Below are 21,261 nucleotides of genomic sequence, written 5' to 3' on the forward strand. Positions count from 1 at the left end.
AGCCTTAGAGGTGTCAAGCTGTCCGTAAGCGGACCGTCTCCCCGCGGATAGCGCCAGGAAGGGGTTCCCGGATCTCGGGGCAGGCGGCTGTGACGAAGGGAGGTGACGCCCGTGCCGGACCGTCCCGCCTACCTGCGCATCGCCGACACGCTGCGCGGGGGGATTCGCGACGGCAGCCTCGCGCCTGGAACGCGGCTGCCGACCATCAGGGAGTTGTGCGCGGCCCACGGGGTATCGGAGATCGTCATTCGGCGGGCCGTCGCGCTGCTGCGCGGCGAGGGCCTCGTCGAGACCCGCCGCGGCGGCGGCACCGTCGTCAGGCGGGTGCCGCCGGTGCGCCGGGTCGCGATGGACCGCTACCGGGGGCTCGGCCGGCCCAGGGCCGCGCCGGAGACCACGTTCACCCGTGACCAGCGGATCGGCTGGTCCGAGTACCGCCTCGACACCGAGTTCAGCCGTGCCCGCGCCGGTCCGGAGCTGGCGGCGCTGTTCGAGCTGCCCACCGGGACCGCTCTGCTGTGCCGCCGGTTCGTCTTCCACGCCCGCGGCGAGCCCCAGCAGATCTCGGTGAACTACCTGCCGTGGGAGGTGGTTGGCGACACGCCGGTCGCCGATCCCGCGCGCGAGCCCTGGCCGGGGGGCACGCTCGCCCAGCTCGCCTTCCTCGGCCACCCCCCGACCCGGATCGAGGAGGCGGTGCGCGCCCGCATGCCGACCCCTGAAGAGGTCGCCACGCTGCGCCTCGCCGAGGGAGTGCCGGTCCTGGCCATCACCCGCCGGATGCTCTCCGGCGCGCGGGTGATGGAGGTGTGCCGCGACATCGTGCTGCCCGCCGACGGCGTCGTGCTCGACTACTCCATCGATCTGTGATGCCGCCGGCGACCCGTATGAACGGCATGTAATGGTTACCTGTAAATTGCAGTGAATTGATCCATGAAATTGATCTATAAAGGGCCGGCGACGGTCGCTTGCGGAATGCTTTTGAAAGGTCTTCACATGCGCTACGTTGATGCCTGTCAGGCGCCTTCGTCTCGTCCTGTCAGAGGACGGGGAGGTGGAATTCGACGAGAGGAGCATCGCGCATGAAGAACGCGTCTGTTTCTAGGACGGTATGGCGGAAGAGCAGCCACAGCAGCGACCCCGACATGGGGATGTGCGTGGAGGTCGCCGCGCTGGACGGTGCCCGCGCCATCCGGGACTCCAAGGACCCGGACGGTCCGCGCATCGCGGTGTCGACGATCTCGTGGCGCGCCCTCATCGGCGCCATCAAGAGCGACACGATCTAGGCACCGGGCCCGGCGGGGGCCCGGTCGAGCGCGGCGCCCGCGCCCCCGCCCGCGGTCAGTCCAGGTCGAACAGGCCCGCTTTGATCTCGTCGAACAGTCTGCGGGTCTCCGTGACCGCCAGCACGATGGTGGTGCGGCGGGGGTCCTTGCTGTCGCGAATGGCGACATGGGCCCGATGAGAGGCCAGTGAGACGCAGTTGCCGTCGCTACCGGATCGTACGCTCTTGCGCCATGGGGCGTTGTCCAGCTCCGTTGCACCGGTCATCATCTCTCCCACCATTCGAGCGCGTGGCGATATTGCCCGGTGAGAGGGACGGCGATGTCCGGGGGCCCGGGGCCGCCCCACGACCTCGCACCGGCCGGCCACCCTCCCTCAGACCGGGATCGGGTAGATGTCGCAGTTGGCGCGTTCACCCCGGCGAGCGCCGGCCGTCGCGGGATGGTTCGGGCCGTGAGCCCGCCGCAGGTCGTCGATGGTCTGCGCCAGCCGGTCCTCCGCCTCCCGTCCGTCGCCCGTGGCGCGCAGGTCCAGGGCGAGGTTGAACGCGCACGCGAGGGTGGTCGGGTGCTCGGGTCCGAGTACCCGCCGGGCGCGTTCCAACGTCTCCCGGTTCCGGCGCAGTGACTCCTCGGTGTTGCCGAGCGAGGCGTGATCGCTGGCGAGGTTGATCGAGCAGACGATGCTGCGCGGATGATCCTGCCCGAGCACCCGGCCCAGGACCTCCAGCGCGCCCTCGTCGAGCCTGCGGGCCTCGTCGACCTGCCCGTTCAGGCGCAGCGCGACGGCCAGGTTGATGTTGGCGGTCGGGGTGTTGGGATGGTGGCTGCCGAACATCTCGTCGTAGTCCCGCGCCGTCTGGCGGGCCAGCTCGATCGAGTCGAGCAGCTTGCCGCACTGGCGGAGGTTGACCGCGTGGTTCTGTACAGCGGAGATGGACCAGGGGTGGAACCGGCCGTACCGGTTCTCGAAGCGTTCGACCGCGTCGGTGGACAGCTCCAGGGCCCGCTCGTGGTCACCCGCCTTGCGCTCCATCACCGCCAGAACGCTGAGGCTCTCGGTGAGCCCGGCGAAGCTGGTGCCGAAGGTCTCCTCCATGCGCTGCACGTTCTGCCGGGTCAGCTCGCGGGCCTCCTCGTACGCGCCGCACTCCATCTCGTCGACGGCGATCGCCGAGAGCGAGGCCAGCGTCTTGATGTGCCGGTCGCCGAAGACGGTGGAGAGCCGCGCGTAGGTCTGCCGGTCGAGGTCGCGGGCCGCCTTGGCGTCGCCGCTGAGGCGGAGGTCGATGGCGTAGAAGTGCGCCTGCTGGAGCGTCATCGGATCGTCGTTGCCGAACTTGCGGACCAGCGTGTCGAGAGCCGGTTTGTCGAGCTCAAGCGCCTGCTGGAAATGGCCGAGGTAGCGCAGGTCGGCGGACACGAAGACCCGGGCCTCCAGGGTCCGCTCGTCCTCGGCGCCGAGTGCCGCTTCACGGATGTCGTTGACCCGGACGTGGCACTGGTGGGCCTCCTCGAACCGCCCGTTGACCCGCAGTGCGCGGCCGAGGTGGATGGACGCGGCCAGGGTCTGCTCGTCGTCCTCGCCGAGGAGTTGCGTCCACTCGCGGACCGTGGCCTCGGCCAGGGAGAGGAAGCCGCGGTCGTCGCCCCACTGGAAGAGGAAGGCGATCTCGTTCAGCACCAGTTGGCGGGTCCAGCGGTCGTTGGACCGCACGATCCCCGAGTAGAGGATGTGCGGCAGCAGGTCGGCGTAGCGCTGCCAGTTCTCCGGCAGCGCCGGGTCCTCGGGGTCGAACTTGGCCATCAGCTGGTGCCCGCAGGAGCGCAGCAGGTCGGCCTCGTCCGGGTCGAGCCGGCCGACCAGGACGCGCTGCACCAGCCGGTGCAGCATGATCGTGTTGTCCTTGTGGCTGATCTTGGCCAGGGCGTACTGGTTGATGGCGCGGATGGCGCGGCCCAGCCGCACCGGGTCGCCGAGCGCCGCGACCAGCTCGGGCGGGCCATCGACGTTCCGGGCGCCCGACAGCAGGCGCAGCGAAATGGGCTCGGGCGCGAAGAACGCGCACACCTGGAGGAGCTGGAGGGCCGCCGGGTCGGTGGTGCGCAGCCGGTCGAGGGAGACGTTCCAGGCCGCGGCGACCGGCAGCTCGTAGGCCATCGGGGCCGCGTCGTGCAGGAGCTCGGCGGCCTTGTCGTGGTTCTCCCGGAACAGGTGCAGGTACTCGTCGACCGGCATCCCGGTCTCGGCCAGCCAGACCGCGGCCTGCTCGATCGCGAGCGGCAGGTCGCCGAGCACCTCGGCCAGCTCGTCGGCCTCCTCGTCCCGCAGCTCGGGGCCGCGCAGCCGGAGCAGCGCCTGGCTCTCCGCGCGGTCGAAGACGTCGACCTCCAGCGAGCCGGCGACCTTGGTCCAGGCGTGGTTGCGCGAGGTGACCAGGATCTTGCCGGGGCCGTTGGTCGGGAAGAACTCGCGGACGTCCTCCAGCTCTTCGGCGTTGTCGAAGATCAGCAGCCAGTTCCGGTAGGGACGGCCGAGCCGGAGCGCCTCGCGGACCGCGGGCACCGCGACGTTGACCTCCTTGCTGGTCGGCAGGCCGAGCTCGCCGGCGAGCTCGGCGAGGTCCTGCTGGATCTGGCCGGTCCGCTCCGACCGGATCCACCAGATCAGGTCATAGTCCGCCAAATGGCGATATACATATTCGATGGCGATCTGCGATTTCCCCACGCCGCCCATGCCGTGCAGCGTCTCGGGGAGGACCGCGGTGGTGCCGTGCGAGAGCCGCTCGTGCAACTGCTCGAGCAGCTCATCGCGGCCGGTGAAGTTGATGTTCTGCGGCGGCACGTTTCCCCAGACCGGAGGCGGGTCGGAGGGGAGTCGTCCGGTCACTTGGGGAATGGATCTAATTGTCACACCGACTCCAGGAAGGTGGGGATTTTGGGGTTCTTCGATAGGAGTGGAGACTTCCTGGGTGGTGATATTCACGCTCTTCATGGAACTGTTCCTACCCGGATGTCCCGCGATCACTTCGTCGAGGTCGTGGGCCAGCCGCCGGTACGGGCCGTCCAGGGCCCGGAACGCCTGCGCGGCCGGACGTGCGAACGCGGTCAGCCCGGCGGTCAGCGCCGGAGCCCGCGCGGTCTCGGGCTCGGACACCATCTCGGCCAGCGAGCCGAGCCCCTCGACCCGGTCGCCGAGCTGGTCCGCCACGGTCAGCAGCACCCGCGCGGTCTCGGACCGGCGCCCGCCGGCGAGCAACTCGGCCCGGACACCCGGCGCGAAGTCGAAGACCGCCTCCTCCGGCCTCTCGGCGTCCGGCCCCCGCTCGGGCCCGACCCGGTGGAGCAGGCCGCTCCCGGTCAGCTCGACGAGGTCGGACGGCCGTGACTCCGGCAGCATCTCCTGCTGGACGAGCCGCATCACCGGGGTGTTGAGCGGCACCGCGGCCAGATGGACCGCCAGCCGGTAGACCGTCGGGCTCACCGCCGCGCGGAACCGGCGGACCAGCTCGGACGCGGACGGCGGCGGGCGCTGCTCGTCCGGCGCCGGCGCCGGCCACGGGTCGGCGGCCGGGGCGTCCGGGTCGGGGGCGCAGGCGGTGACGGTGCCGTACCAGCTACTCCGCGACGCGGTCACGAACCGCGCCCACGTGGCGACCTGGCCGGGTTCGAGCTCGATCGTCGGGACGAGCACCCGCCCCTCGTCCGGATCGGGGCCCGGCACCCGGGCCCGCGCGGGCCCGGCGGGCGTCGCGGCCGGAGCGGTGGGCGTCGCGGCGGTCGGCGCGGCGGTCGGCGAGGCGGGGCGCCGCGCGCGGTAGAGCCGGTTGGCGGTCACCGGGCCCGGGGCGAACAACCGGGCCGGGGCGCCGGGGACCGCGGTGCGCCGCCACTGCCGCCGGGACAGCAGGTTGATCAGGACGAGCGGCGCGTGCCGTCCCCACTCGGCGAGCGCCCGCTGCGCGGCGCCGGAGTGCCACGCGTCACCGGTCCCGTCGGACAGCACCAGGACGATCCGCCGGCCGCCCCGCGGGCCCGAGGCGAGGCCGGACGGCCGCCGGGCCGGCGCGAGCGGGCCGGTGCCGCGCAGCGTCAGCCCGTCGAAGCCCGGAGCGCCGGTGCCGAGCAGGTGCACCTGGACGGTGCGGAACGCGCCGACCGTGCCGAGGACGTCGATGAACTGGTCGCTGACCTGCCGGGTGAGCGCCGCCAGCGGGCCGTCGTCGACGACCACGTCGAGGTCGAGCCAGCGTTCGGCGGCGGGCCTGCACTGGATCAGCCACAGCCCGTCCTCGGCGGCGCGTTCGGCGGTCGCCTCGTCGTCGAGCTCGAGCTCTCCCGTGCGCGAGTCGGCGGTGCGCTTGAAGGGGCGCAGGGCCTTCTCGAAGCGCCGCCTGTCCAGCAACGGCCGCACCCCCGCGTGGGGCCCGCCGCGTTGGACGAGCCGGCGGGACGTGACCGTCCCGCCGCCGTGCCCCGAGGGGGCGTTCCCGTTCCGCTGGAGGCGCGGCGACTCGGCGCGGAGGTCCGGGCTCGGGTCCGGATCCAGGTCCGCGGCCGGGGTCGAGGCGGTGTCCGCGACGGGCGGGACGGCCGGATGCCCTTCGGCGGGCTCGCCCGGGGGAGCCGTCCGCCGGTCGTCGTCTGGACCGCTCCCATTCGACCGATGCTCTGGCCGCGCGTCAGGCCCGGTGGAGGTGCCGGCGCCGTTGGCCGCGCGGGTCGTGGCCGCGATGTGCGCGGCCAGCCAGATCGCGTCGGACACCTCGTACCAGACGGGTACGCCGCCCGGTGCGGCCGGGCGTCCGCCGGACCGGGGAGTGCCGCCGCTCCGCTCGCTCACTCGGCCGCCTCGGGGTTCAGCCGCTGCCAGAGGAAGTCGAGAAGCCGCTCCCAGCCGTCAGCGGGTTGCCGTCCTCCCGCCCCGGCCAGGTAAACGGCGTTGAGGAGCTGGTCGGCGGCGAGCCCGCGCCCGCCGCGGTGGTCGAGGAAGTCGCGGATCAGGCGCCGGGTGCGCTCGTCGGAGCGCTCGGCGAAATGGGAGGCCACGATGTCGGCCAGCCGCGCCTCGCCCGGGTCCTTCATGGAGAACCGGAGGCAGCGCCGCAGGAAGGCCGGCGGGAACTCGCGCTCGCCGTTGCTGGTGATGACGATGACGGGGAAGGCGCGGCAGCGCACCTGGCCGCCGACGATGTCGGCCATCAGGTCGGGGTCGGCGGTGTGCACCCTGACCACGGGCTCCCGCGCGCTCATCCGGTTCAGCTCGGTGACGCGGTACTCGCCCTCCTCGAACACGTCGAGGAGGTCGTTGGGCAGGTCGATGTCGCTCTTGTCGAGCTCGTCGATCAGCAGCACCCGGGGCGCCGAGAACGGCAGGAGGGCGGTGCCAAGCGGGCCGAGCCGCAGGTAGTGGCCGATCCCGGAGTCCGACAGCGCGTCCGGGACGTCCCCGCTCCCCGCCGCGCCCGAGCCGGACGGGTCGTGCGAGCCGGGGCCGGGGCCGGGGCCGGGGGAGTGGCGGGTCGTGGCGGCGTCCTGGGCGCGGCCGATCGCGTCGTACTCGTACAGGCCGGCCCGAAGAGTGCTGCGGCTGCTGATCGGCCACCGCAGCACTCCGCCGAGGCCGAGCTCGCGGGCGATCCGGTAGGCGAGGCTGGACTTGCCGACGCCCGGCTCGCCGGTGATCAGCAGCGGGCGGCGCAGCAGCAGGGCCGCGTTGACGGCGTCGACCTCGTCGCGATCGGGCACCCGCGCCCTCCCGGCCGTGACCGGCCCGAGCCTGCGCGCGAAGTCGCGCTCGTCGCCGGGGGGCGGTGGCAGGGGCGGCCCGCCGTCGAAATCCCGCCAGGGGGGAGGGGCGGGGAGAAGGCGCGCGAGCTCGCCCTGGGGAAGGGGATGCCCGGTGCCCCGATATATCCACCATGCCGGAATGTGATCCCCATGGTCGGAGGAAGGGGCCCTGGGCATTTCGTCACCGGCCATCGGTGAGGTCCCTTCGACGGGATCTTTATAGTGCGTCCACGGCCGCGCTTAAAGCGCGGCGCGGCCTCGCATCCTCATCGGAGGATGCTCTGCCGGATGGCATAGCGCAAGCCGTCGCGCTATATGGGGTTCCACCTATATGTCGTTTGTGATGGAGCGAATCGGCGACCTGCCCGTCCTGTCGACCGGCCCGTCTTACCGACCTGCCGGGTTTTACTGGGGGGCGCGCAGCGGGTCGGCCTCGTCCAGGAAGTGACCGGGGTCGTCCCAGAGCAGCGCGACGCGCGGGTTGGGGTGGGAGACCGCTCCGCCGGCGCCCGCCAAGCGCCCGCGCATCCGCTTGATGTCGCCGGGGAGCCCCCTGAGATCGGGCCGCCCGACGACATGGTGCAGTGCATCCCGGGCCTCCTGCGGCGGATCGCTCTCGCGATGCCACACCACCACGGGGACGCCCGCGCGCACCGCCATCCACAGCTCCTCCCGGCCGTGCTCGTCGTCCGGGGGGCCGCTGAGCACGCAGGCGACCGCCCCCTCGTCGCTCAGCAGCCGGTCGCTCAGCCGCTCCACGTCGGCGTCCGCCTCGGCCCAGTGCGTCGAGCACCGGGCCGCCTCGACCAGGACCTGCCACCGGCGCCGCCACGCCCGGTGAAGGGTGCGCGTCCGGAGCCGCTCCCGGCTGCGGATGAGGATCTCGTACTCGGCGCCGAGCGGTCTCGGGTGCGGCGTGTCCGAGGGATCGCGGGTCCACTGGTCCAGGTCCAGGTTGATCAGTTCGAGCGGCAGCACGAACTCCAGGCTCAGGGCGTCGTCGAGCTGGTAGGCCCAGTCGCTCTCGGCCTCCCGGATCAGCTCGCCTACCTGGGCGGGGACCTCGCTGAGCGGGACCAGCCGGTCCTCGCCGGGCTCCGGCCGCCATTCGAGCGGATGCACCTGCCGCCAGTGCGAGAGCCGGCACATCGGGCGGTGCTCGTCCGGGCCGGGGAGCGGGTCCAGCTGGATGATGAGGTAGATCGGCTTGTCGGCGTCGGGGGAGAGCTGCTCGGACCGGTCCCGCAGCCCCTCCAGATGGTCGGCCTCGGCGACCGCCCCGTCCTCGCGGAGCCGCTGGATCCGCGCCGCCAGCCAGTCGCGGAGGTGCTTGTGGCGCCAGCGCTCCTTCTCGGTCCGCTGCCACGTCCCCGTCGTCTGGAGCAGCATCGCGACGAAGACCAGGTGCGGGGAGCCGCGGTCCGGCAGGGTGTTGTGGTCGAGCAGCGCGTAGAAGGCGTCCCACGCGTCGGTGAGCCGGTGGTGGCCCGAGCTGTCGGACGTGCCGCCGGCGGCGTGGTAGAGCCGGGCGAGCGAGGGGACCCGCCAGCCCGCCAGGAGCGTTCTGATCTGCGTCTCGTCGGCCGGCTCCAGGTGCTCCTGGGCGGGGCTGATCTGGCGGCGCAGTTCGGAGACCGCGACGGTCCGGCCCGCGATGTGCTCCACGGCCTCCATCAGGTGCGCGAGCCCGTCCGGCAGGGCGCAGCAGGCGCTCACGAGGTGGACGTAGTAGGCCAGCGGGTGCGGCTCGTCGGAGAAGATCACCTTCGCCCCGACCCGCTCCTCGACGTGCGCGACGATGACCGACCGCAGGGACGCGTCCCGTAGCTGGGGCACGCCCAGCAGCAGCTCGGCGATCTCCAAGGTGGTGCGCCCCGGACGCGCGGGCCGCACGACGCGCCCCACCGTTCCGCGTGACGGCGGCACCAGCGCGGAAAAGCCACCCTCGTCATCGGCCATGCTTCCTCCGGGTCCTCGTAACCCCCGATCACCAAAGTAGATCCTCGGAGTGAGGCCGTTCTGCGTCCGAGGTCACAGAATCGGAACGGGATGATCGGGCGCCGCCGGCGGCCGTGCCGCGTCCCCTTGCGGGGGCGCGGTGCCGGGGTGGAGAGTGGGGGAAACTCACGGGAAGCAGCAGCCCCATGGACAAGGACGCGGAAGACGGGCGGAACGGCTGGGCCCCCTCCGGGCAGTGCACCGTGTTCGCCTGCGACATCATCAGTTTCGCCAGCCGTCCCGACAGCGTGCAGCGCCATCTCCGCACCGTTCTGTACGACCTCCTCGAACGGTCGTTCACGGCGTCCGGCCTGCCTTTCTCGGAATTCCACCGCGAGGACCGCGGCGACGGGCTCATCGCCGTCCTGCGCCCGGGGCACGACGGCGCGCGCCTGGTCCACCCGCTGCCCGACCACCTCAGGGCCGAGCTCCGCCGCTCCAACGAGCTGGCGAAGGAGATCGCGCAGATCCGGCTGCGGGTCGCGCTGCACCTCGGCCGGATGGACTCCGACGCGAACGGGATCGTCGGCGACACCGTCAACCACGTCAGCCGGCTCCTGGACGCCCCGTCCTTCAAGCTGGCCCTCGCCGGCACCGCGGACGTCCTCGGGGTGCTCGCCTCCGACGAGTTCTACCGCTCGGTGATCAAGGAGGGGGACGGGGCGATCGACCCCACCGAGTACGGCCCCCTCGACGTCCGGCTCAAGGAGACCCGGACCACCGCCTGGCTCAGCATCCGCGGCTCCGCCCGGGACCGGCGGCCGGCCCCGGGTCCGGGACCCCAGTCCCAGCCCCCGCCCGATCCGGAGCCGGAGCGCTCGCCCGACCCTCCGCCGGAGCCCGGCGGCACGCTCTCGCCCTCGCCCGCCGGGTTCGCCGCGCCGTCCGCGCCGCCAGGGATGCCGTCCGGGACGCCGCGCGGGCCCTCGCAGGACGATCCGGCGACGCCCCGGCCCGTGGGGCCGGCCCTTCCGGCGGTGTTCGAGATCGTGGCGCGGTTGATGGACATCTCGCTGATGACCTCGCCGGAGGGCCGGCAGCAGGTCATCGCGTCCCTGCGCCCGGAGATCGCGGTCCGCATCCCGCGCCGTCCGCAGCCGCACCTGGACGCGCACTCGATCGTCAGCACGTGCCTGGAGTTCCAGGACGGCCTGGAGGAGTTCCTCGCGATCGTGCGCGCCTACGCGGGCGACTCGGCCCAGATGCGGGCGCTCGACGCCACCATCGCCAGGCTCACCGGGGGGCCCTCCTGACCGCTGCCCCGCGGCGGGGCCCCTAGTGTTCCGCGCCCTGATCGGCGTCCCGGGTCACGGAGTCCCCGTCCCCGTCCTCCTCGTCGCCGTCGTCGGGCGGCGGGTCGGGCTGCCGCCAGGTGGCGATGATCAGCGGCAGCGCGATGTGCATGACCAGCATGGCGAACACCATCAGGAAGTTGGCCGCGGCGGGCACGTGCGCGTCGCGGCCCCGCTCGGCCAGCATGATCGTGACGCCGACCGCGATGATCATCGCGGTGGTGCCGCGGTGCGCGACCCTGAACGCGCGGAGCCGCTCGGCCACCTGCCGCTCGTCCAGGTACCGCTCGTCCAGCGAGGTCGTGCCGCGGGTGACGGTGATCATCCGGTTGTACGCCGGGACGCCCCCGACCGCCATCGCGGCGAGGACCACGAGGTTCACGTACACCGCGGTGTCGCTCGGCGCGATCAGCCACGAGACCGCGGCGTCCACCCAGGGGAGCAGGAGCAGCGCGCCCGCGGCCCCGGCCAGCAGCCGCCGGTTCCGGCGCGCCGCGAAGCGGCCGGGGGCCCGGCCCGCCAGCTCGGTGATGCGCTCGGCGCGGCGGCGCTCGGCGCGTTCCCGCCAGCCGCCGTCCTGGTCGGACATGGCCTTGGCCTCCTTCTTTCTCACGACGTGCTGCCCAGCCTGGGAAAGGGGGTCAGCGAGAACACGACCTCGACCGGGACCTCGAAGAACGCCGCGATGCGCAGGGCCAGGAACAGGCTCGGGCTGTACTCGCCCCGCTCCAGGTAACCGATCGTCTGGTAGTGCACGCCCAGCGCGGTGGCCAGCTCGCGGCGCGAGACGCCGCGCTCGGCCCGCAGGACCGCGATCCGGTTGTGGACGTTCTCCTTGTCGGCTGACACCGGTTCAGTCTCCCGCAGCCGGCGATCAGAACGCGCCCTGCGCGGCCCGGCGCTCCTGCCGTTCGGCCAGCCGGGTGCCCGACTCGCGGCGGGCGGCCCGCCGCAGCAGCCAGGGCGCGACCAGCAGCCCGGCGACGGCCCATGCGCCGAGCACGGCGGCGGTCTCCAGCGGGCGCCAGCTCCCGCCGATCTCGGCGGCCAGCATCGAGTCGGGCAGGAACACCGACCGCAGCCCGAGGCCCTGCCAGTACAGCGGGAACGCCTGCGCGACCCACTGCACGGGCTCGGGCATCGCCGTCACCGGGAACATCACCCCGGACACGACCATCAGCCCCATCATCGGCAGCGACAGGATGCTCGCGGCGTTGCGCGGGCCGGGGAGAAGGGTGCCGAGCGCGGCGCCCACCGGCACCACCGACAGCGTGCCGAGGCCGAGCACCCACAGCAGCGTGAGCCAGTCGCCGGGCGCCGCGGGCAGGGTCAGCTCGGTGAGGGCCACTCCGGCCAGCAGCATCAGCGCGACGTAGGTGGCGATCTGGCCGAGCACCGAGACGGCCCGTCCGACCAGGTAGACCGGCATCCCGCCGGGGACGGTGCGGAGCCGCAGCAGCGCGCCGTCCTCCCGGTCCGTCGTGATCATCATCGGCAGGCCCATCAGCGCCACCGAGAACACCGAGAACGCGATGAACCCCGCCGCCATCAGCACGGCCTTGGACGCGTGCGTCCCCGGCACGTCCGTGCCGCCCTGCCAGCGGGCCACCAGCACGAAGATCCCCACGGTGCCGATCAGGCCCCCGGCGAACTCGCGGCGGTTGCGCAGGAACTGGAGGTGCTCCGTCCAGCCCCGGCGCAGTCCGATCATCACCAGCGTGCCGTTCATGCGGCACTCCTCTCCATGAGCCCGCCGTCCTCGCCGGCGAGGGGGGTGCCGGAGGCGTCCCCGGCGCCGCGCGCGGTGGCGCCGCGGACCAGGTCCAGGTAGCTCTCCTCCAGCGACGGGCGCCGGATCTCCAGCCCCGGCACCGGCCCGCCGAACCGCTGGTGCAGCTCGTAGGCCAGCTTGGACGGGTCGCCGGTGCGCTCGGACCGGAGCGCGCCGTCCTCGGCCCACCGCACCTCGGACCGCGTCCGGACGACCGCGGCCAGCCCGGACGGGGTGCCGCAGACCGCGACCGCCCCGTCCACCAGGATCGCGATCCGGCCCGCGAGCCGCTCGGCCTCGGCGAGGTCGTGCGTGGTCAGCAGGATCGTCATGCCCTCCTCACGGGAGAGCCGCTCGACCAGCCCGTGGAACTCCAGCCGGACCTCGGGGTCGAACCCGGCCGTCGGCTCGTCCAGGAAGAGCACCTCGGGACGGCCGACGATGCCGAGCGCCACGTCGAGCCGGCGCCGCTGCCCGCCGGACAGCTGCGCGACCATCCGGCCGGCCTGCGCGGTGAGGCCCAGCACGGCGAGCAGTTCGTCGACGTCGCGGGGCCGCCGGTAGAACGAGGCCACGTGGGCGAGGAGCTGCCGGACGCCCCAGCGCGGGTGGTCCTGCCAGTTCTGGAGGACGACGCCGAGCCGGCCGCGCCAGGCGTCGCCGCCCCGCCCGGGGTCGGTGCCGAGGACCGTGACCTCGCCCGCCGACCGGCGCCGGAAGCCCTCCAGGATCTCGATCGTCGTGGTCTTCCCGGCCCCGTTCGGACCGAGCAGGGCGACCACCTCGCCGGCGCGGACCTCCAGGTCCACGCCGCGCAGCACCTCGGTGCGGCCGTACCGCATCCGCAGGTCCCGGGCACTGATCACCGGTTCGTCCATGCGCGTTCCTCTCGTATGAGAAGTCGGACTGTTCTTCACATGCCTACAACCATTGATAGTAGAAGTACTACATCTCGTTGCAGATTCGCAAGGGCCCGATGCCCGGCAGGAGGGGATCCGTGCGGTCCCCGGAACGACGTGGCGCCCCCGCCGCCCGGAACCCGGCGGGTCGACTCCGGCGTCCGGACCCGGGCACCATGGGGGCCCATGAAGGTATTCGTTTCGGTCGACATGGAGGGGATCTCGGGCCTCACCGATCCCGAGGAGATGCGCGCCGGCGGGCGCGGCTACGAGCGCGGCTGCGAGCTGATGACCGGCGACGCCAACGCCGCGATCCGCGCCGCGTTCGACGCCGGGGCCGGGCAGGTGGTGGTCACCGACGCGCACGGCACCGGCCGGAACCTCCGCGCCGACCTCATCGACGAGCGCTGCACCCTGATCCGCGGCCCCTACAAGCCGATGCGGATGGGCGAGGGCCTCGACGCCTCCTTCGACGTGGCGCTGTACGTCGGCTACCACGCGCGGGCCGGCGCGCGGTGCGGCGTGCTCAACCACACCTGGATGGGCCGCGAGATCCAGAACGTGCTGCTCAACGGGGAGGTCGTCGGCGAGATCGCGCTCATGGCCGGGTACGCCGGCTCGCTCGGCGTGCCCGTCGGCCTGGTCGCCGGTGACGAGGCCGCCTGCGCGGAGGCCCGCGACGTGCTCGGCGGCGTCGAGACCGCGGCGGTCAAGGAGGGCCGCGACCGGTACGCCGCCGCGCTCATCCCGCCCGCGCGCGCGAGGGAGCTGATCTACGAGCGGGCCACCCGGGCGCTGCGCGATCCCGAGAGCTGGCGCCCGCTCGTCCTGCCCGCTCCCTACACGCTGACCGTCGAGTGGAACGCCACCGCGATCGCGCAGTCGTGCGCGCTGATCCCCGGCGTGCGGCTCACCGGCGGGCGCACCACCGAGTTCAGCACCGGCGACTACGCCGAGATCGTCGGCCTTCTCGGCGTCTGCGCGACCATCGCCGGCGGGATCGGCTGCGCCGGCGGCCAGTACGGCTGACGCCCCCGCGCCCGGCCTCCCCGCGCCCGGCCTCGCCGCGCCCGGCCTCGCCGGGGCGGGTCAGCCGCCGTCGTCGAGGCGCTCGGTCGCCAGGGCGTGGTAGGCGGGCGCGAGGACGCTCGCCAGGTCGCGGCGCCGCACCTTGACCGGGGGCGGTGCGACGACTTCCAGCACGAACCCCGGCGGCACCGGCGGCGCGGGCGGACGGTCGCGCAGCCGGGCCAGGCCGGACGGCGTCGTCCAGAAGTCCTCCGCGCCGAGCGGCTCGCCGCCCGGCCCGTCCGCGCCGTCCAGTCCGTCCAGTCCGTCCGCGCCGGGCGGGCCGGACGGCGCCGGGCGGCGGCGCAGCGCGGTGAGCAGCTCGTCCTTCGTCCGCCCGTTCCAGGCCAGGACGAGGAACGGGTCGTCGCCGAACGCCTCGGCCAGCGCGCAGAGCACCGCCGCGGCGTGCTCGCACGCGTCGCCCCAGTCGGGGCAGCCGCACATCACGTGCAGGCCGGCCGCCGACGCGGGGAACAGCGGCAGCCCGAGGCCGGCGAGCACCGGCTCGATCTCGGGCGGCAGCTCCCCGGCGAGCAGCCGCGCGCGGAACACCGCCCGGGACGCGAGCTCGGCCTCGGCCGCCGCCCAGCCCGCCGCGTCGATCGCGTCGATGCCGACGGCCACCTCGTACGGTTCGGGCCCGTCGCCCCGCACATGGGCCGTCGCCTCGTACGGCCCGACCGCCAGCCCGGTCACCCGGCCCTCGCGCGCGCACGCGAGGCCGCGCCGGAGCAGGTCCTCACCGGCGAACGACCCCACCAGCTCGACGAACCTCCGCGACCACCACCCGTTCCCGGCGGACCCGGCCATCAGCCGCTCACCGCCTCGGGCGCCAGGCGCAGCACGTCGCGCAGCTCGGCGACCGACAGCTCGGTCAGCCAGTCCTCGCCGGTGCCGACGATCGAGTCGGCCAGCGCCTTCTTGCGCTCGATCATCTCGTCGATCCGCTCCTCCATCGTCCCCACGCAGATGAACTTGCGGACCTGCACGTTCCTGGTCTGCCCGATGCGGAACGCGCGGTCGGTCGCCTGGTCCTCGACCGCCGGGTTCCACCACCGGTCCAGGTGCACCACGTGGTTGGCGGCGGTCAGCGTCAGCCCGGTGCCGGCCGCCTTCAGCGACAGCAGGAAGACCGACGGCTCGGTGTCGGCCTGGAAGTGCTGGACGAGGTCGTCCCGCCCCTGCTTGGACGTGCCGCCGTGCAGCCACAGCACCGGCCGTTCGAGCCGCGCCGCCAGGTAGGGCTGGAGCATCGATCCGAACTCGGCGTACTGGGTGAACACCAGCGCCTTCTCGCCCTGCTCCAGCACCTCGGCGCAGATCTCCTCCAGCCGCTCCAGCTTGCCGGACCGGCCGGGCAGCCGCGAGCCGTCCTTGAGGAGCTGCGCCGGATGGTTGCAGACCTGCTTGAGCCTGGCCATCGTCGCCAGCACCAGCCCCCGCCGCCGCTTCTCGTCGGCCTCGGCGATCTGCGCGAGCATGTCGTCGACGGTCGCCTGGTACAGCGAGGCCTGCTCGGTGGTCAGGTTGCAGTAGACCTTGATCTCCTGCTTCTCCGGCAGGTCGGAGATGATCGACCGGTCGGTCTTGAGCCGGCGCAGGATGAACGGCTGCGTCGCCCGCTTCAGCGCCAGCGCCGCCCGCTCGTCGCCGTCGCGCTCGATCGGCACCGCGAACCGCTCGCGGAACGCCGGCCGCGGCCCGAGCAGCCCCGGGTTCGCGAACTCCAGGATCGACCACAGCTCGGTCAGGTGGTTCTCGACCGGCGTCCCGGTCAGCGCGATCCGGCTGCGCGCCGGGATGCCGCGCACCGCCCGCGCCTGGCGCGTCCCGCTGTTCTTCAGCGCCTGCGCCTCGTCGCAGACCACCCGTCCCCACTCGATCAGCGCCAGCGACTCGGCGTCGCGCGCCGCCGTCCCGTAGGTGGTCAGCACCAGGTCGGCGCCCGCGACCGCCGCGACGAGCCGCTCGTCGCGGTGCCGGCCGGTGCCGTGGTGGACGTGCACCCGCAGCTTCGGCGCGAACCGGGCCGCCTCGCGCTGCCAGTTGCCCACCAGCGACATCGGCCCGACCAGCAGCGTCGGGCCGGGCCGGCGCCCGCCCGCGCGCTCGGAGACCAGCAGCGCCAGCGTCTGCGCCGTCTTGCCGAGCCCCATCGAGTCGGCCAGGATCCCGCCCAGGCCGAGCCCGTCGAGGAAGGTCAGCCAGGCGAGGCCGCGCTCCTGGAACGGCCGGAGCGTCCCGTTGAAACCCTCGGGGGTGGTCATCGGCGCGAGCCGCCGGTCGGCCTCGCCCGACAGCAGGTCGCCGAACGCGCCGTCGGCGTCGACCTCGACCAGCGGCAGCGCCTCGTCGCCCGCGTGGATCGCGGCCCGCATCGCCGCGGCGGCGGGCATCCTCCCGTGCCGGGGACGGCGCAGCAGGTCGAGCGCCGCCTCGAGCTGCTCCTCGCCCAGCTCGACCCACTGGCCGCGCAGCCGGACGAGCGGCGTCTTCAACCGGGCCAGCTCCTCCAGCTCGTCCTCGTCGATGGTCTCGGCGCCGATCGCCAGGTCCCACCGGAAGTCGACCATGCCCTTGAGGTCGAACCCCGACGAGGTGGCCGCGCCCGAGCCCTCGCCGTCGTCCGCCCGGGTGGTGAGCTTCATGCCGAGCCGCGCCCGGCCCGCCCACCGCGGCAGCAGCACCCCGAACCCGGCCGCCGACAGCATCGGCGCCGCCCCGCGCAGGAAGCGGAACGCGCCCGCCGTGTCGAGGACCAGCTCGTGCGGCGTCGCGGTGTCGAGCGCGGGCGTCATGTCGGGGAACAGCCGCAGCGCCCGGCCGAGCCCGCCGAGCAGCGTCTCCTCGGCGCCGCCGAGCGACGGCGCCTCGCCCGCCCAGATCATCGAGGCGGGCACGTACAGGCTCGGGTCGGCGGTGCCCTGGAGGGCGAACTCGACCCGCCAGGCGTCGCCGTCCGCCGCGGCGGCCTCGGCCTCGGGGTCGTGCCCGGACTCCTCGGTGAAGGACTCGGCGCCCGGCTCGGCGAGCCTGAAGCAGACGCGCAGCGGCCCGGCCGGGCGGCGGGCGGCGTCCGCCCAGGCGTCGAGCTCGGCGATGAGGTCGTCCGGATCGTCGCGGGGCTCGCGCGCGACCTCGGCGGACGGCCCGGTCAGCGCCTCCAGCCAGCGCTCGGCGAGGGGCAGCCGGTCGGGGGAGTCGCCCCGGCGCGGCGGCAGGAGGGGGTGCGGTACGACCCCGCGCACGGCCGTGTCGACCAGCCCGTCGAGCGCCTCGCGCAGCACGCCCGCCGCGGGCCGTCCGCCGTCCGCGGCGCGGCAGGCCGCGGGCATCGCGCGGACCAGGTCGCGGAACCGCGCCGGGTCGTCGAGCACCGGCCGCCAGCGCGCCACCAGGTCGCCGTCCTCGCGCAGCAGGGCCGGCAGCACCTGGCCACGCGCGGCCAGGTGCGCCGCCTCGTCGGAGAGCACGCACAGATAGCGCAGGTCGGTGCCGGGGACGACGTCGCCGCTGTGCTCGGCGGCCTGGAGCAGGGCCATCGCAGGGAACGGCTCCAGCACCAGCGCGGGTACCCGCCACTCGCGCAGCTCGGCCCGTCCGCCGAACGCCTCGGGCCCCAGCTCGGCGGACGGCGCCGGATGGTCGCCGTGGGTGGGCAGCGACATGGTCAGCTCGACACCGAACGCGCCCTTGACCATCGGCTCGTAGGACGTGCCGGTGAAGTCGCGGGTGGCGAACGGATGCACCGCCGCGCCGGACCCGTCGGGCGGCGCCGGGACGGGCTCGTACGGGCCGGTGCGCTCGGCCCACAGGCAGAGGGCACCGCCATGCCAGGTGGCATGCGCGACGAGCATGACTTCGATCCCCCGGGGCGTGCGGACGAGACGGCCGGGCTCGAAGCTACCAGCGGGGCCGGACAGCCCGCCGCCGCCGCGGCGGCGCTGGTTAGGCTCGGGGACGTCGGGTTTCTTCCTGCGCTTGGAGGCGTTCGTGGGCGAGTTCGTACATGTCGAGGTCGAGGACGGCGTCGCGACGATCCGGCTGGACCGGCCGAAGATGAACGCGCTCAACGCGCCGATGCAGCGCGAGCTGATCGAGGCGGCCCGGCGGGTCGGCGCGGACGACGAGGTCGCCGCCGTGGTCCTCTACGGCGGCGAGCGGGTGTTCGCGGCGGGCGCCGACATCAAGGAGATGGCCCCGATGTCGTACGCCGAGATGTCCACCGGGCACTCACTGCTCCTCCAGGAGTTCACCCGGGAACTCGCGGCGATCCCCAAGCCGGTCATCGCCGCGATCACCGGGTACGCGCTCGGCGGCGGGCTGGAGGTGGCGCTGACCGCCGACTTCCGGGTGGCGGGCGAGGGCGCCAAGGTCGGCCAGCCGGAGATCCAGCTCGGCATCATCCCCGGCGCGGGCGGCACCCAGCGGCTCGCCCGGCTGATCGGGCCGGCCAAGGCCAAGGACCTGGTCTTCTCCGGACGGCACGTGCCGGCGGACGAGGCGCTGGCGATGGGCCTGGTCGACCGGGTCGTGCCCGACGCCGACGTCTACCGGGCCGCGCGCGAGTGGGCCGCGACGTTCACCGGCGGGCCGGCGCTCGCGCTCCGCGCCGCCAAGCAGGCGATCGACGGCGGCCTGGAGGTCGATCTGGCGACCGGGCTGGAGATCGAGCGGATGCGGTTCGCCGCGCTGTTCGCCACCGAGGACCAGGAGAACGGGATGCGCAGCTTCATGGAGGAGGGACCGGGCAAGGCCCGCTTCACCGGCCGCTGACCCCGCCGCGCTCCTGGGCGTCCGGCGCCGCGCCGTGTTTCCCGGGCGTCCAGGAGTTTGTCGGCGACGGTCGGCCGGCTGGTGCGCGATCTCGGCTGCGAGCCACAGAACGGTGGCCCCCTGGTACGGGCGGGCCTGCTGGAGGCGGTCGCCGCGTTCGGCGTCGGCCTCTACGCTGCTGGAGAAGATCCGGCGGCGATGTTCCCGCCCGTGGACGTCGCGGGAGGTGACCCGGTACGTGCCGTAGCCGAATGACTTTCCGGTTTTTCGGTCATGACCCACGGTGGGGGAAGATCGCCCGATAGCATCTCCCGCCATGCGACAGGCGTACCGAACCGCTCTCGTCACGGGCGCGTCCAGCGGCATCGGCGAGAGTTTCGCCCGGCTGCTGGCCGGGCGGGGCACCGATCTGGTCATCGTGGCCCGCCGTGCGGACCTGCTGGACCGGCTGGCCCGCGATCTCGTCGAGCGGTACCGGGTCGCGGTGGAGGTGATCGCGGCCGATCTCACCGATCCGGTGCAGCGCGGCGCGGTCGAGCGGCGGCTGCGCGCCGAGCCGGTCGAGCTGCTGGTCAACAACGCCGGGTACGGCGCGTTCGGACCGTTCGCCGAACTGCCGCTCGGCGACCAGCTCACCGAGATCGAGCTCAACGTGACCGCGCTGGTCCGGCTGACCCACGCGGTGCTGCCCGGGATGATCGCGCGGGGCCGGGGCGGGGTGCTGAACGTCGCGTCGATGTCGGGGTTCGCGCCGTCGCCCGGCAGCGCGACCTACGGCGCGACCAAGGCGTACGTGGCCTCGTTCTCCGAGAGCGTCCACGCGGAGGTCGCGGCCAAGGGCGTGCACGTGACGACGCTGTGCCCCGGCTTCACCCGGACCGAGGACGACGCCCCCGCCAACCTGCTGTGGCTGCGCCGCGAAGAGGTGGCCAGGGCCGGGCTGGACGCGGTGTCGCTGGGCCGCGCGCTGTGCGTCCCGGGCGCGCAGTACCGGGCCGCGCTGCCCGCGTTGAAGCTGGTCCCGAGGCCGCTCCTGAGGGCCGCCGTGAACCGGATGTGGCAGCAGGCGTCCGACTCCCGCTGACGGGACCGGGCCGCGCTTTCTCCGTTCCCTACAAGAAATCCGCCGGGTGGCTTGTGACGCGGGCGCCTTGACGTCGCCCGCGGCGATCGCGAACATCGAACCTACGGTCCAGTAGGTTACATTCGCCCTGCTGGGCACCCCCTTCCCGGTGCCGCGGGTGCGGCGGCGCCGCCCGGTGGCCACACGTCGTCCAGCGAAGGATCAGTATGTCCGTGACGTCCGAGAACAAGTTCCAGACCGGTCTGATGCTCGAGCTCGAGCCGGTCGTCGCGAAGGAGCTCGACCGGCACCTGGCGATCGCCAAGGAGTGGTTCCCGCACCAGTACGTGCCGTGGAGCATCGGCCGCGACTACGACGGCCCGATGGAGGGCGAGGCGTGGTCGGTCGAGCAGTCGCAGGTCTCGCCCGAGTCCCGCGACTCGCTGATCGTCAACCTGCTGACCGAGGACAACCTGCCCGGCTACCACCGCGCGATCGCCTCGGTCTTCGGCCGTGACGGCGCCTGGGGCACCTGGGTCAACCGGTGGACCGCCGAGGAGAACCGGCACGGCATCGTGATCCGCGACTACCTCACGGTGACCCGGGCGGTCGACCCGATCGCGCTGGAGCGCGCCCGGATGCACCACATGGAGGCCGGCTACGAGGCCACGCACGGCACCGAGTTCCTGCACGGCGCGGCGTACGTGTCGTTCCAGGAGCTGGCCACCCGGGTCGCGCACCGCAACACCGGCAAGGTCTCCGGCGACCCGGTGTGCGAGCGGATGCTCAGCCGCGTCGCCGCGGACGAGAACCTGCACATGATCTTCTACCGGAACCTGATCGGCGCCGCCCTGGAGGTCGCGCCGAACGAGACCATGCGCGCCATCACCGAGGTGGTCACCCAGTTCGAGATGCCCGGCACCAGCATCGACGGCTTCATGCGCAAGTCCGTGGTGATCGCCAACGCGGGCATCTACGACCTGCGGCTGCACCACGACGACGTGCTCGTCCCGGTGCTGCGCAAGCTGGGCGTGTTCGACCGCACCGACCTGACCGGCGACGGCGCCAAGGCCCGCGACGAGCTCGGGCAGTTCATGGAGCAACTCGACGCGGCCGCGACCAAGTTCGAGACCCGCCGCGAGGAGCGCCGCGCCCGCAAGGCCGCCCGCCAGGGCTGACCGCCAGGGCTGACCGCCGGGACCGACCGCTGGAGGCGCCTGCCGGAGCCGATCGCCGGGGGCGGAAATCGGCCAGTCGGAACGTGTGCCCGGCCCCGGGCGTCGAAGGATGTATGGACGAATATCGGCGGTTGGGCGGC

18 protein-coding genes are annotated in these 21,261 nt (G+C 73.4%); 8 read left to right on the forward strand and 10 right to left on the reverse strand.

Features of this window, described 5'->3' with window-relative positions:
* Window positions 1-111 precede the first annotated feature (111 nt).
* The gene (locus OHA34_RS32285; protein WP_285937558.1) at window positions 112-870 is read left to right on the forward strand and encodes a GntR family transcriptional regulator; all 759 of its coding nucleotides are present in this window, start codon (window positions 112-114) and stop codon (window positions 868-870) included.
* Window positions 871-1,082: 212 nt separating this feature from the next.
* Window positions 1,083-1,286, forward strand: coding sequence for a DUF397 domain-containing protein (locus tag OHA34_RS32290; RefSeq protein WP_329519814.1), 204 nt, complete (start codon window positions 1,083-1,085; stop codon window positions 1,284-1,286).
* A 55-nt stretch (window positions 1,287-1,341) separates the two neighbouring features.
* Here OHA34_RS32290 and OHA34_RS32295 read toward each other — a convergent pair whose 3' ends face one another.
* From OHA34_RS32295 to OHA34_RS32310, 4 genes are all read right to left on the reverse strand, one after another.
* Entirely contained in the window at window positions 1,342-1,554 is a 213-nt protein-coding gene (locus tag OHA34_RS32295) for a DUF397 domain-containing protein (protein ID WP_329519815.1), read from the reverse strand.
* Between the two features lie 105 nt (window positions 1,555-1,659).
* The gene (gene fxsT / locus OHA34_RS32300; protein ID WP_329519816.1) at window positions 1,660-6,126 is read right to left on the reverse strand and encodes an FxSxx-COOH system tetratricopeptide repeat protein; all 4,467 of its coding nucleotides are present in this window, start codon (window positions 6,124-6,126) and stop codon (window positions 1,660-1,662) included.
* Complete coding sequence (locus OHA34_RS32305; protein WP_329519817.1) at window positions 6,123-7,031, reverse strand: AAA family ATPase; 909 nt, start codon at window positions 7,029-7,031, stop codon at window positions 6,123-6,125. The genes fxsT and OHA34_RS32305 overlap by 4 nt, the downstream gene beginning before the upstream one ends.
* 447 nt (window positions 7,032-7,478) lie before the next feature.
* Window positions 7,479-9,032: a VMAP-C domain-containing protein gene (locus OHA34_RS32310; RefSeq protein WP_285937553.1), complete on the reverse strand. Its 1,554-nt coding sequence runs from the start codon at window positions 9,030-9,032 to the stop codon at window positions 7,479-7,481.
* Between the two features lie 185 nt (window positions 9,033-9,217).
* On the opposite strand from OHA34_RS32310, the gene OHA34_RS32315 reads away from it, so the two are divergent.
* Window positions 9,218-10,324: an effector-associated domain 2-containing protein gene (locus OHA34_RS32315; protein ID WP_329519818.1), complete on the forward strand. Its 1,107-nt coding sequence runs from the start codon at window positions 9,218-9,220 to the stop codon at window positions 10,322-10,324.
* A gap of 22 nt (window positions 10,325-10,346) precedes the next feature.
* Here the strand turns inward: OHA34_RS32315 and OHA34_RS32320 are convergent, their stop codons facing one another.
* Genes OHA34_RS32320 through OHA34_RS32335 form a run of 4 tightly spaced genes read right to left on the reverse strand, consistent with a single transcriptional unit; the run spans window position 10,347 to window position 13,012 of the window.
* Window positions 10,347-10,952, reverse strand: a complete 606-nt coding sequence (locus OHA34_RS32320; protein ID WP_285937551.1) for a hypothetical protein — start codon at window positions 10,950-10,952, stop codon at window positions 10,347-10,349.
* 20 nt (window positions 10,953-10,972) lie between these two features.
* Window positions 10,973-11,212, reverse strand: coding sequence for a helix-turn-helix transcriptional regulator (locus OHA34_RS32325; protein ID WP_285937550.1), 240 nt, complete (start codon window positions 11,210-11,212; stop codon window positions 10,973-10,975).
* A 25-nt stretch (window positions 11,213-11,237) separates the two neighbouring features.
* Window positions 11,238-12,092 carry an ABC transporter permease gene (locus OHA34_RS32330; RefSeq protein ID WP_285937548.1) on the reverse strand — a complete coding sequence of 285 codons (855 nt, stop codon included), beginning with the start codon at window positions 12,090-12,092 and terminating at the stop codon, window positions 11,238-11,240.
* A complete protein-coding gene (locus OHA34_RS32335) occupies window positions 12,089-13,012 on the reverse strand; it encodes an ABC transporter ATP-binding protein (RefSeq protein WP_285937547.1) in 924 nt (307 codons plus the stop codon). The genes OHA34_RS32330 and OHA34_RS32335 overlap by 4 nt, the downstream gene beginning before the upstream one ends.
* A 207-nt stretch (window positions 13,013-13,219) precedes the next feature.
* On the opposite strand from OHA34_RS32335, the gene OHA34_RS32340 reads away from it, so the two are divergent.
* Window positions 13,220-14,062: a M55 family metallopeptidase gene (locus OHA34_RS32340; RefSeq protein WP_329519819.1), complete on the forward strand. Its 843-nt coding sequence runs from the start codon at window positions 13,220-13,222 to the stop codon at window positions 14,060-14,062.
* 60 nt (window positions 14,063-14,122) lie between these two features.
* On the opposite strand, the gene OHA34_RS32345 is transcribed toward OHA34_RS32340, so the two are convergent.
* A complete protein-coding gene (locus OHA34_RS32345; RefSeq protein WP_285937545.1) occupies window positions 14,123-14,914 on the reverse strand; it encodes an SWIM zinc finger family protein in 792 nt (263 codons plus the stop codon).
* Window positions 14,914-17,961 carry a DEAD/DEAH box helicase gene (locus tag OHA34_RS32350; RefSeq protein ID WP_329519820.1) on the reverse strand — a complete coding sequence of 1,016 codons (3,048 nt, stop codon included), beginning with the start codon at window positions 17,959-17,961 and terminating at the stop codon, window positions 14,914-14,916. Before OHA34_RS32350 ends, OHA34_RS32345 begins: the two co-directional genes overlap by 1 nt.
* Before the next feature lie 136 nt (window positions 17,962-18,097).
* Here OHA34_RS32350 and OHA34_RS32355 point away from each other — a divergent pair, with 136 nt between their 5' ends.
* From OHA34_RS32355 to OHA34_RS32370, 4 genes are all read left to right on the forward strand, one after another.
* On the forward strand, window positions 18,098-18,880 hold the full coding sequence (locus tag OHA34_RS32355) for an enoyl-CoA hydratase/isomerase family protein (RefSeq protein ID WP_285937543.1): 783 nt from the start codon (window positions 18,098-18,100) through the stop codon (window positions 18,878-18,880).
* A 57-nt stretch (window positions 18,881-18,937) separates the two neighbouring features.
* Window positions 18,938-19,135, forward strand: coding sequence for a hypothetical protein (locus OHA34_RS32360; RefSeq protein ID WP_329519821.1), 198 nt, complete (start codon window positions 18,938-18,940; stop codon window positions 19,133-19,135).
* 61 nt (window positions 19,136-19,196) lie between these two features.
* On the forward strand, window positions 19,197-19,964 hold the full coding sequence (locus tag OHA34_RS32365; protein WP_329519822.1) for an SDR family NAD(P)-dependent oxidoreductase: 768 nt from the start codon (window positions 19,197-19,199) through the stop codon (window positions 19,962-19,964).
* A 206-nt stretch (window positions 19,965-20,170) separates the two neighbouring features.
* Window positions 20,171-21,121 (forward strand): acyl-ACP desaturase, encoded by a 951-nt coding sequence (locus tag OHA34_RS32370; RefSeq protein ID WP_285937540.1) that lies wholly within the window; start codon window positions 20,171-20,173, stop codon window positions 21,119-21,121.
* The last annotated feature ends 140 nt before the right edge of the window (window positions 21,122-21,261 follow it).

It is taken from the genome of Spirillospora sp. NBC_01491 (assembly GCF_036227065.1).
GTDB lineage: Bacteria > Actinomycetota > Actinomycetes > Streptosporangiales > Streptosporangiaceae > Spirillospora > Spirillospora xylanilytica.